General features: G+C 40.6%; 6 protein-coding genes. 3 read left to right on the forward strand and 3 right to left on the reverse strand.

The genetic code is table 11. The features are described from left to right. Position 1: 1 nt before the first annotated feature. From SJY45_RS06360 to SJY45_RS06370, 3 genes are read left to right on the forward strand one after another with little or no spacing between them, the layout of a single operon-like run. Positions 2–1,393, forward strand: coding sequence for a sulfatase-like hydrolase/transferase (locus tag SJY45_RS06360; RefSeq protein ID WP_400073696.1), 1,392 nt, complete (start codon positions 2–4; stop codon positions 1,391–1,393). A gap of 39 nt (positions 1,394–1,432) precedes the next feature. Next, positions 1,433–3,115, forward strand: coding sequence for a sulfatase-like hydrolase/transferase (locus tag SJY45_RS06365; protein ID WP_400073697.1), 1,683 nt, complete (start codon positions 1,433–1,435; stop codon positions 3,113–3,115). 52 nt (positions 3,116–3,167) lie between these two features. Then, on the forward strand, positions 3,168–4,280 hold the full coding sequence (locus tag SJY45_RS06370) for an aldose epimerase family protein (protein WP_400073698.1): 1,113 nt from the start codon (positions 3,168–3,170) through the stop codon (positions 4,278–4,280). A gap of 273 nt (positions 4,281–4,553) precedes the next feature. Here SJY45_RS06370 and SJY45_RS06375 read toward each other — a convergent pair whose 3' ends face one another. From SJY45_RS06375 to SJY45_RS06385, 3 genes are read right to left on the reverse strand one after another with little or no spacing between them, the layout of a single operon-like run. After that, the gene (locus SJY45_RS06375; protein WP_400073699.1) at positions 4,554–6,557 is read right to left on the reverse strand and encodes a SwmB domain-containing protein; all 2,004 of its coding nucleotides are present in this window, start codon (positions 6,555–6,557) and stop codon (positions 4,554–4,556) included. 22 nt (positions 6,558–6,579) lie between these two features. Beyond that, complete coding sequence (locus SJY45_RS06380; protein ID WP_400073700.1) at positions 6,580–8,490, reverse strand: RagB/SusD family nutrient uptake outer membrane protein; 1,911 nt, start codon at positions 8,488–8,490, stop codon at positions 6,580–6,582. Positions 8,491–8,501: 11 nt separating this feature from the next. Continuing rightward, a complete protein-coding gene (locus SJY45_RS06385) occupies positions 8,502–11,681 on the reverse strand; it encodes a SusC/RagA family TonB-linked outer membrane protein (protein ID WP_400073701.1) in 3,180 nt (1,059 codons plus the stop codon). Positions 11,682–12,298: the final 617 nt, after the last annotated feature.

Raw genomic sequence — 12,298 nt, forward strand, 5'->3', positions numbered from 1 at the left:
CATGAGCAAAAAATTCATTTACACATTGGCCATAGGTCTCATGACTACTTTAACGGGTATGGCACAAAATCAAAAACCGAATATCATAGTGGTCCTAACGGATGATCAAGGCTGGGCAGATGTTGGCTTTAACGGAGCTACGGACATACCCACTCCAAATTTGGACAAATTGGCTTCTCAAGGCGTTATTTTTGACAACGGTTATGTATCACATCCGTATTGTAGTCCATCTAGAGCCGGACTTTTAACCGGACGCTATCAAGCTCGTTTTGGACATGATTGCAATATGCCTTACGATTCCGAAAACGATGATACGGTAGGAACTCCGCTTTCGGAAAAAATGATTCCCGAAGCCCTAAAGGAACATGGGTATCGCACCAGTGCAATTGGTAAATGGCATTTGGGGGACCACCCTAGCCTACACCCCATTCATCAAGGTTTTGACCATTGGTTTGGTTTTGCAGGTGGTGGAATGAACTACTGGGGAATTCCTGACGGTCCTATCAAGACTATTGTTAGAAACGGAAAACCGGTACCACAAAATGAATTGCGTTACCTTACCGATGATTTTACGGATGAGGCCATAGACTTTATCACCAAGAAAGATGACAAGCCGTTTTTTATGTATCTGGCCTACAATGCACCGCACGCACCGGACCAAGCTACCAAACAATATCTTGAACATACCAAACATATTGAATACGGTGGACGAAGTGTGTACGCGGCCATGGTAAACGCTGTTGATGCAAATGTTGGTAGAATAGATTCTACACTTGTTGCCAACGGCATGAAAGAGAACACTATTTTAGTATTTTTAAGTGATAATGGAGGTCGTACGGAACATGCGGATAATCGTCCGTACCGCGGTCACAAGGGCATGTTGTTCGAAGGTGGTATTAAAGTCCCTTTCTTCATCACATGGCCCAAAAAACTAAAAGCCGGACAGCACTATAAAAAGCCCATTAGCTCATTAGACCTTTTCCCAACATTTTTGGAAGCAGCCGGAGGTAACGTAAAAAAGGAGACCCAATTAGACGGCACCACATTGTTGCCCTATATTTTAGAGGGAAAGACCGGTTTGCCACATATACAGTTGTTCTGGCGTTCCGTAGGTGGTTTTGAGTATGCTGTTAGAGTTGGTGATTACAAACTTTACAAAAGTGCTTATAAAAGTAAAACCCTACTTTTCAGCCTAAAGAACGACCCTTGGGAACGAACGGATATAGCGGCCGATAATCCCCAAAAAGTGGCCGAATTAGAAAAGGCATATACGGCTTGGGATGCAAAGAACCTAGAACCGGGATGGATAGACCCACATGCAAAAAATGTAATCAAAGAAGAAAAAGCTTTTGAGGCTTTTAGAAAAAAAGCTGAAGGTCCAACTGGTAAATAAATCATAAGCGGAAGCATTAATATAATTTCAACAGACAAAATGAAACATTCTAATCGGTTTAAATATTGGCTTATTGTTTTGGCCATTTACACCTACGCAACGGTTCAGGTTACGGCCCAAGAGCAACCCAATTTCATCTTCATTTTAACGGATGACCAACAGTACGGTCTTATGGGCTGCACGGGAAATACTATAGTGCAGACTCCCAATTTGGACCAATTGGCAAAAGATGGGGTTTTATTTACCAACGCCCATATCACCAGCGCTATCTGTACTCCTAGTAGAGCTAGTATTTTAACCAGTCAATTTGAACGTAAGCATGGCGTGAATTTTAATTCCGGCACCAGTATGTCTAAAGAAGGTTGGGCCAACACCTACCCTATGGTCATGCGAGAAAACGGGTATTACACCGGCTGGGTAGGAAAGAACCATGTTCCCGTTGGCGAAGGTGGTTATGATAGTGGCCTTATGGAAAAAAGCTTTGACTACTGGTACGCAGGACACGGCCACTTGGGCTTTTACCCTAAAGACCGCCATAAGATTTTTAAAGATGCTAAATATGATACCCAAGTAGAAGTTGTTGGCGAAGGTGTGCAGGACTTTTTATCCAACGAGCAAAAATTGGGCGGTGCTATAAAATTTCTGGACCAGAGACCAACGGAAAAACCTTTTATGCTTTCCGTTTGCTTTAACCTACCCCATGGTGCCGGTACCGGATCTATGCAAATGAGAGATTCGGACGATGAGATTTATAAGACGCTATATCGAGACCAGAATATTCCATTACCGGAAAATTATGTTGCAAGAAAAGATATAAAAACACCTAAACTTCCTGCCGAAATCCATCATGCCGGAGACCGCCAAACAGGCTATGACTATGTAGATACTCCAGAAGGTTTCAAAGAGCGGTATATTAGACAAATGGAAGCTATGACCGGTATAGACAGACTCATAGGCCAGCTCAGGAAAACATTAAAAGATCAAAAATTAGATAAGAATACCGTTATTGTTTTCACTTCTGACCATGGTCTTTTTATGGGGCAATTCGGTCTTGGCGGAAAGGCCTTGTGCTATGAGGAAACTACCCACGTGCCCATGATTATCTTTGACCCCAATACGAAGAAATCAAAACGAGGTAAAACTTCCGATGCTTTGGTACAGAGCATAGATATTGCTCCTACCATGATGACCATGGCCGGTGTTACCATTCCAAGCACTTATCAAGGTAAAAATCTAACCGGACTTTTAGCTGGTGAAGAACAGGCCGTACGCCCGTACCTTTACACTGAAAATTTATGGTCTACCCAATTTGGAAACCCAAGATGTGAGGCCGTACAGGATAAGGAGTGGAAATATATACGTTATTATAAAAACGAAAACTTTTCTGCATTAAAGAAAATTGCCACAGCAAAGCAAATGGGTATCAATACAAGCGCCATGCTGTACAAAGTACACGACCCGGATATTGCTGTTTACCGCGATTACGCCGAAGGACCTTTAAACGGAGAACCCGCAGTGTACGAAGAGCTCTTTAACATTAAAGACGACCCAAAAGAAACCACAAACCTAGCTTCTGACTCCAATTTGGAAAGCAAATTAAAGGAAATGAGAGAAGTTTGGAAAAAAGAAATTACCAATGCCCGTGGGGATGGGTTTCCTAAAGTATTACGTTATACTGCGGACAGCGAAGGAGAACGAGGGCATATTATAGAACCAAAGTAATAGGGTATCAATTTTCTCTAATTTTATCCGGCAAACAACAAACTAAATAGATATGAAAAAGTTGAGCAGTGTTTTATGTATGTTGGTTCTCTGTTGTGCCGTAGCACCATTGTTCGCCCAAGAACATAGTGGGGTTACCTCCAAAAATTGGGGAACGGCCAATGGTGAAAACGTATTCTTATACACGCTTACCAATGACAATGGCATGGTGGTAAAACTCACCAATTTTGGAGGCACCATAACTTCCATCCTAGCTCCTGATAAAAATGGAAAGTTTAAAGATGTTGTGCTCGGTTTTGATAATTTGGAACAATACAAAGCCGAGCACCCCTGTTTTGGGGCAACCATAGGCCGCGTTGCCAATCGGATAAGAAACGGTCAGTTTAAAATAGGTCAAACTACCTATCAACTTTCTCAAAATAGCAACGAGCATTGTTTACATGGTGGCAATGAATTTGATCGTGTAGTTTGGGCATCGAAGATCGTAGTAAATGATCAAGGACCTTCTGTTCAGCTACACCATCTCTCAAAAGATGGAACCATGGGGTTTCCGGGAACCTTGGATAGTTATGTAACCTATACCTTAAACAATGACAACCGCCTTATAGCACATTATGAAGCTACTACGGACAAAGCTACGCATGTGAACATGACGCAACACAGCTATTTTAATCTTAATGGTATGAACGATAAAATCTACGACCATATCATTACTATAGATGCGGACACCTATACTGAAATTGACGAAGAAATTATTCCCACTGGAAAATTAGCTCCCGTAAAGGGCACGGATTGGGATTTAACAACACCCACTCCACTAGGTGAGAACATTCATAAATTGGATTTTAACGGATATCATTACAACTATGTTTTTAACAAGGCCGTTGGAGAGTTAAAAAAGGTAATAGAAGTTTGGGAACCCAAATCCGGCAGAACAATGACTATTTCTACCACCCAACCCGGTGTTCAATTTTATTCAGGGAACGGAATTGGAGATACCTTTACAGGAAAAAATCATATAAAATATGCAGATCACATGGCATTCTGTTTAGAAACACAACATTTTCCGGACACGCCCAATCATGCTAATTTCCCCTCTACCTTACTTCTACCGGGAGAAAAATATGATGAAACCGCTATATTTCACTTTGGCATAAAAGACTGATTTTTGGTTGCTCAATAGAACAAAAAACAATCATAGGCTTCTTTAATATATAGCAGAAGGATGATTTAATATTCCTAACGGACGTACTCCTTATTTCAATAGAGCACTACCGAAGGTTTCTTGACCTTTTCCTCTTGTAGTTTGCATAGGTTTATCTGTAACAGATTGCGACTTTCACCCTCGTACCAATGTACTTAACCCAAAAAAACCGCCCCCATGTTTCCATGAAGAGCGGTTTTAACTAAATAATCAAAACACTACTAACAATCTTGATCAAGGTCGATTATCATCTACTTGAATTATATAATCGTCATAATAAACATCACTTATTCCTCCTGGCACGGGTTGAATTCTTACCGTTCCGTTTGAGGTGGCATCTGCGGTAAAAGTAAACTCTACCAACTGCCAAGTTCCCAATATATCTTCCGCACCGTTCCAAGAATCATCAATTTGCTGATTTCCAAAATAATGCTTAGCAAAAGCAGTTGTGGTGGTACTGCCCAAATACCTTTTAAATTTCACCCTGTATACAACACCCGCTTCAAACGGAAAAGTGCCACTGGTAACTGTATTAGGTTTGTTCCCGTCAGGAGCGGACAAGTGCATGACATTTCCTATGGGTTCTACCGTAGAAACAACATCAGGTGTTGGTGCCGCAACAATTTCTGCAGCTCCGGTTCCATTAGAACCTGTGTTTAACCAATCCGTATCTATTGCATTCTCAAAACTACCTACATCACCTATAACATTGTCTTCGTTTGCTACAACCATATCAGGACCAAAGTCTACTAATTCCCCAGCTCCAATAGAACGAATATCGCCCGGGCCTGCATAGGAAACCGTAATCTCATCATCTCTATACAATTCTTCGCCAAGTATCATTTTTAAAACGGCTGCATTGGCAGGGTCTACCTCAACTGAAGTAACAGTTGAAGCAACACCGTTTAGCATAACCGAGAAGCCCATAGTAGCATCTGCAGAAGCCGTAATGGAAGTAGGATCTAACTCTTGGTCAAAGGCCACTAAAATAGCATCCTCCTCCGTAGTTTTTTGAATCATTCCTATCCTATTCACGGGAACGGGTACATACACTTGAACGGCCACATCGGCAAACGCTTCCAAAACGCGTTCATCTACGGATTTAAGCGTAGCGTTACCACCGTCATAAGAAACCGTAACCGTATTAGCTGCATCAGCACCCTCTAATGGAGTGTCCAAGGTAAGTACAAGTACAGAGGCATCCGCAGGACGCTGTACTACAGAAGCAACAGATTTAGCCGCACCATTTACTTCAACTACAAAGTTGGCGGAAACATCTTCCGTAAGAGGTACCAATTTTGAACTTAAAGGCACTTCAATAGTATTATCTGCCAATTCTATTACATCACCGAACTGCTCTAATTTTTCGTCCAACGCGATAACGTTAAAAACTACCGGTATTTCAAAGGTCTCATCATCTGCCTTAACAGTTTCGGTCCTATCTCTTTTTGAGACCAAACGGCCTTTAAACTTACCTATACGCTTGTTAAAAGTTAGCGTATCAATAGTCTTCTCTTCGTTTACATTTATAATATTCTCCTCATCCTCTTCATTCTCCTCTATGGTGTGAATGGTCCAAACTGTAGTTGTTGGTCTGGAAGTATTGTTTTGGCGACTTAAATCTTCAAAAATAAGTTGCTCACCAAACTCAATATCGATTTCTGCTTGATTTTTAAAATCGATAGTATTCCCTTCCAAATCCCTTATCTCCATATCTGCCACGATAGTATCGTAAACATCAACAATAATGGTATAATCCAGAACCCAGGCCGAACCCTTTTGCACGGTTCTTAAGGTATCTATAATAACCGAGTTAGTTTCCGTATCCCAACCTGTGGGCAAAGCAAACTCCGTATATTCCTCATATTCATTATGCAACTTCACAGGAGTTAGGGAGTCTCCTTTGGTAAACAATACATGTACCGTTCGTTCATCAGAAACCTTACCCGCACCCTCAATGACATAGGATTCAAAACTATCTGCACTTGTAGGTAAAGGCCCCTCTAGAAAAAAGGTTCCTTCCGGTATGGTCCATTCGTGTTTGGTAGTACCATTGGACAAGTCCATGAACGATCCGTAGTTATTGATATCTATATCTTTTACCACAGCCGTACCCCAAGTTGTGGTGAATGCAGCATCAACAAAACTATTGGGCGCTACATATTCATCATCATCTTCACAGCCAACAATAATTAGCAGTAAAAAAATAAACCTAATACTATATTTTATATCTCTCATTTTATTCTATTTAGGTTTGATTTTATTGAACGAACTCGTCCCAGTTAAGGTTAGAGTCTATTTCACTTTGTGGCATTGGCAAGTAAGAATGTAAACTTTCGTTAAACTTCTCCGCACCCACTTGGCAATCTTGAACTTCAGGCGGTTGGTTAAAAACCTTTTTTGCCTCGTAGGTAGTTGGCTCTTCTCCGGATATGGTCAAATAGCATTTAAACCTTGTTCCATGTTTACCGTTCAGATTCTTCTCAAAATGCCAATAGTCATATCTTTTTGAAGCTAGGTTTACCAATTGCTCCTTAAATTTGCCCCACCGTCTTAAATCCGTAGCGCGATCGCCCTCCAAGGACAATTCCAACGGTCTTTCCGTAAAACGTAAATGTTCCATTAAATTCTGAAGCGTAACAGGTTGTTCCCCGTTAGAACTATCAAAATCAATATCATCCATATAGGTGGTCTCCAGATTGTTAAACTCTGCACCGGCTTCGGAAGACTTACCCAATAATACCAAGTGAGAACGTTTTCTAACCCTGTTGATATATCTTAAAGCTTCGGACAGATTACCGGATTCTATCATACATTCCGCATACATTAAATACACATCCGCCAGGCGAATAACAGGAATATTAATTCCGGAACGATTGTTCATTAAGGTAGACCTATCTTCTCCTGCGCCACCGCCAATAGTGTTCCAGTGCAAGAACTTCTTGAACATATTTACACGGTTTCTAGCAAACGGGGCTACCCCTGCAGCATTACCATATTCTCCACATACGGCGCCGTACATTGGGGAATCCGGGTCATCTACTTGGCCCATACAATCTCCCATTCTTTTACTGTACAACCGCATTCTGTCTTCCGTTCCAATTATTTCGCCATTTTCGTTGTACACATCTGCTCCAACGTTGATGTTCGCTGGATCAGCCGGATCAAGTTTATCCTCACGGTATTTCATGACCAACCAAGAACTAGGCTGAATATTGGCATTGTAAACGATATAAGTAATGTTCTGCGCCAAGGATTCCTCTCCTGTAGTTTCCAGATTAACATTGGTGGTAAAGTTTATTTCAAAAATAGATTCCGAATTAAATTCAGCTATACCCGTTATCGTTGTAGCAATATCCTCGGTTAATGCATAATTGTAATTTTCAATTACATTCTTAAAATATACTTCGGCATTTTGAAAATCATTTTCGCCCAAATAACTTTTACCCATTAGGGCCTCGCAAGCTCCGGCAGTAATACGGCCTAGATTGTTACTCCCCAATGACTCCCAATCCGAATAGGTTTTGGGTAGGTTATCTATACCGTACTGTAAATCATCTCTGTAAAAGGCCTGAACCGCATCCGAAGAAGACAACGCCTTTTGAAATTCTTCAAAATCCTTGGGTACGGAACTTACCAATGGCACATTACCATTGTTAAAACTGGTATTGAGAACATAGTAAAAATAGCCCCTTAAAGCACGTGCCTGAGCATATACTTCTAACCCCTTCTCTTCAGCGGCCTCGGTTTTATAACCTTCTGCCAGTCGTTCATAATTCTCTATTACCTGATTGGCCCTAAAAATACCCAGGTATAATGCATTCCACTTATTCTCTACATATTTTGTATTTGCCGTAAAGTCTTGAAAATACATCTCATCGGGTCTGGTAGCCTGTCTGAACCCACTAGGTACTGCCAAATCCGTACGTACGGATTCATTCTGAATACCCAATATATCATTATTCTTTAGGGCACTATAAACGGAATTCAACCCTTGATCAAGTTGCGTATTGTTTTTCCAAAAACTCTTGGTAGTAAGCGAGTTTGGATTGGTTTGATCCAAAAAATCGTCGCTACATGCCTGTGAAATTACCACAAGCGCACACAAGGCCATAGCCCTCTTAAAGAGGCTATTTGTTGTTCTAAATTTTGTTTTATATATCTTTTTCATCTTTTCTTGTGTTAGAATTGTAATTGTAGACCCACTTTATATTGTGATGTTACCGGATATGTACCTTGGTCAATACCCCTACTACTAAAACCGTTATTACCCACTTCAGGATCAAATCCGGAATAGTTGGTGATAGTGAGTGCATTTTGCGCCTGAACATAAATCCTAAGCTTTGCTATTTTCATCTTATCAGTAAGTTTTGATGGTATGGAATACCCTAGGCTAACATTCCTAAGCCTAATGAAAGAACCATCCTCTAGGAAATAATCCGAAGCATCCCTATAGGAATTGGTACGTGGAGAACCGTCATAATATGGAATATCCGATGTGGGGTTGGTGGTAGTCCATGAATAATAAATATCTGCATGGGTTCCCGATTGATATGCATAGGCCTTACTACCGTTCATTACTTCAGCACCTTGTGAACCGTACCAGTTCATAGAGAAGTCTACACCTTTATAGTTAGCCCCAAAATTGAAGCCCATATTAAAGTCTTCGGAACCACTGCCCTTGTACACCTTATCATCTTGATCTATTTTACCATCGCCTGCATCAGGAACACCGTCTCCATCTGTATCTACGGTTGGTTGATCAACATATCTTAACTGGCCTAAAGTGGCTGCTGGGTCTATTTCACGATATTCTTCTAGTTCTTCTTCCGTTTTTATGATACCGTCTGTTTCCCGTAAAAAGAAAGCGGCCGCCTCATAACCTTCCCGAATAACACTTACTAATTCCTGAGGTCCTCTTTGCGAGATATAACTGTTATCCAAGAATATAATAGGATTGTTAGGACTGGTCTTGGTTACCATATTTACGTTTTTGGCATAAGTAATACCTACGTTCCAACTAAATCCTTTTTTACCGTAGTGATTGAATTTCAACGCCATTTCATGACCTGTATTTCTCATATCACCAATATTAAGAATACTGCTTCTATTGGAACCAAAAACACCGGTTGACGGAGGATTGACAACCCCGAACAACAAATCTTTCTTTTCACTTACGTAGACATCATTGGAAAAGGTAAGCTTGCCATTAAAAAAGGCTAGATCAACCCCTAAGTTGCGTTCTTTGGATGTTTCCCATTTTACATTTTCATTGGCATACCTTTCTTGGGTAGTTCCCAAGGCGGGTGTCTCCGTGGTTGAATCTAAACTAGGGTCTACATCTGCACTCCCAAACACGTAATCCTGCCCTAAATCAACAACAGCCTGATTACTGTACGATGCAAACCTATCGTTACCAGTGGTTCCATATCCTACCCTGATCTTAAACGAATTAACCGTTTCTTTAATAGGTTCCCAAAAAGCTTCATCGGAAACGTTCCATCCAAACGAGGCGCTAGGAAACCATCCCCATCTGTTCTGTGGGCTAAATTGAGACGAACCGTCCCTTCTTATACTTCCACTAAAAATATACTTTCCATCATAGTTATATTGTAACCTACCCAAGTAACCAATGAGGGTTCTTGTATAGTCCCTTCCGCCGGAAGTAATCAAATCTCCTGTTGTATATCCATCAAAAACAGTAACCGCAGCATCTGCATTATCTCTTTTCTCTGCCCGGAAGTATTCATTTTCCGTACGTTCCATAGAGTTTACCAACAAAACGTTTACATCATGTTTTCCAAACGTTTTATGGTAGTTCACCATCCCCTCAAAAGTTAACTTGTTATTATCCGTAACAGCGGTCTGAATCAAAGAAATATCCCAAGGATTAGGTGGTATTAAATCTCCGGCAGTATTAAAAACGTCCAACCTTGGTATAATACGCACCCCTTTCTCATGAGAAAAATTGGCCCCGCCCCTAGCGGTAAATTTTAATGATGGAGTTGCATCCAAATCTATCTGAATGTTGGCTCCGTTACTAGTCCCATCCCTTACCTCTTTGGTATTAAGGTTTCTGGCTACACCACCCAAATTTTGAATGGGGCCTATTCCGCCCGGTTCGTCTACATCATCTTCAGTAACATCGGTTAATTCGGTTTGACCAAGTTCTATATCCGGTTGATATGGCTTATATTCCAAAATTTTGTTGAACACGCCATAATTGGGCAATGTTTTTTCGTCTCTTTTAAAAGTCAATCCTGTTGCTATCTTCCAGTTCCCTTTTACAAATTGGGTGTTGGACCTGATATTGAATCGGCTATAATCAGAATTGATCATAATACCCGCTTGATCATAAAAACTAGCATTGAAGTTATACGTAAGACCGGCTTTACCACCAGACACGTTAACCGAGTGATTTTGAATAGGCGCCAAATCGTTTAAAATTAAATCATCTAGTTGCGTATCATTCGTAAACCAAGATCGGTTTCTATGAATTTCTGCATTTACACCTCCCTGCGCCTTACCACTTGAGAGTGCCCCTCTAAGCATTTCCATATACGTAATTTGATAGGAAGACATAAGTGGCGTTCCCGAGGTAATATCCTGTACCCCATATTCGGAATTCACACGAATATCCATCTTACCTACCTTACCTTGTTTTGTTGTAATTAGGATAACACCGCCTGCACCACGCGTACCGTAGATTGATGCCGAAGCTGCATCCTTAAGTACGTCTATAGATTCTATTTCACTTATACTTAATTGTGGGTCACTGTTATATGGTATACCATCAACTACATAAAGCGGACCGTTTTGCCCATCTAAAAGTGAGCTGAAACCTCTAATAAGAATATTGGCTTCCTCACCCGGTTGTCCAGAACTGGCCGTAATATTTACACCGGCAATCTGCCCTTGTAGCGCCGTACCGATATCTGCGGTAGTTGTTTTGGCCAATTCTTCTGATTTTACCTGCACTACCGCGCCGGTAAGTTCTTTTTTTCGTTGGGTACCGTACCCTACCACAATAACCTCGTCCAGTTCAGAGGCGTCTTCCTCTAAACTAACGTTTACCGTGCTTTTACCGTTCACGGCAATCTCCCTAGTTGCAAAGCCTATATAACTAAAGACAAGTACATCCGTAGGTTTGGAGTTAATAGTATACAGACCGTCAAAATCTGTAACGGCACCCGTTTGGGTTCCTTTCACCACCACACTTACCCCAGGTAATGGTGCGCCATCTGCCGAGACCGTTCCAGAAACAGGTTGCTCTTGGGCATGAGCAAAACCAAGACACAACCCCAACATAAGCGTCATGAGCTTATGCCTGGATTTTCTAATTAATAGTAGTTTGTTTTTCATACATTCTCATTGTTAAAGTTTAGTTAAACAAATGTTCCTTTTTTATTTCAATGAGATAATCACAAATGATTTGATCCTTGAATCATATGATTAATGACCAAATAACATTGTGCCGTATATGGTTAATCAGCAATATTTTATGAAGTAAAGAATGGAGCGGCAAAAACAATCAAAAAACATCAAATTAGTGAACCCTGTACTTTTACAGATTCTTTATGAAAAATTCTAAAACGTTAATATTTTGTTAGCAAAAAGACCGTGTATACCGGGGTTTTGTACTATACCCAAATAATCGGATATAAAGGGTTATAGCACATACATTAGAAAAAAACGAATCTTGGAAGTCTCTTTAAAAACTTGCGACATTTGGCCAGAAAACACGTTAAATTAATCATATGGCTTACGGTCAAAACCATATACTCTACACCAAATCTTAGTTTTACCTTAAATTGTTATCTTAATTAAGAACAGCTTTTGGAAAGTTGGTTTTTTTAGATTGATGATAAGGTCTAAGTAAAATTCAGACTTTTACATATGCTCGTTTTCCTTCATTTTTAGATTTGGTATAACCTGTCAAAAATGGATAAATTACCCGTTATCTTAGTTGATTGAAGCGG

The sequence above is a fragment of the Zobellia russellii genome, assembly GCF_044597075.1.
GTDB lineage: Bacteria > Bacteroidota > Bacteroidia > Flavobacteriales > Flavobacteriaceae > Zobellia > Zobellia russellii.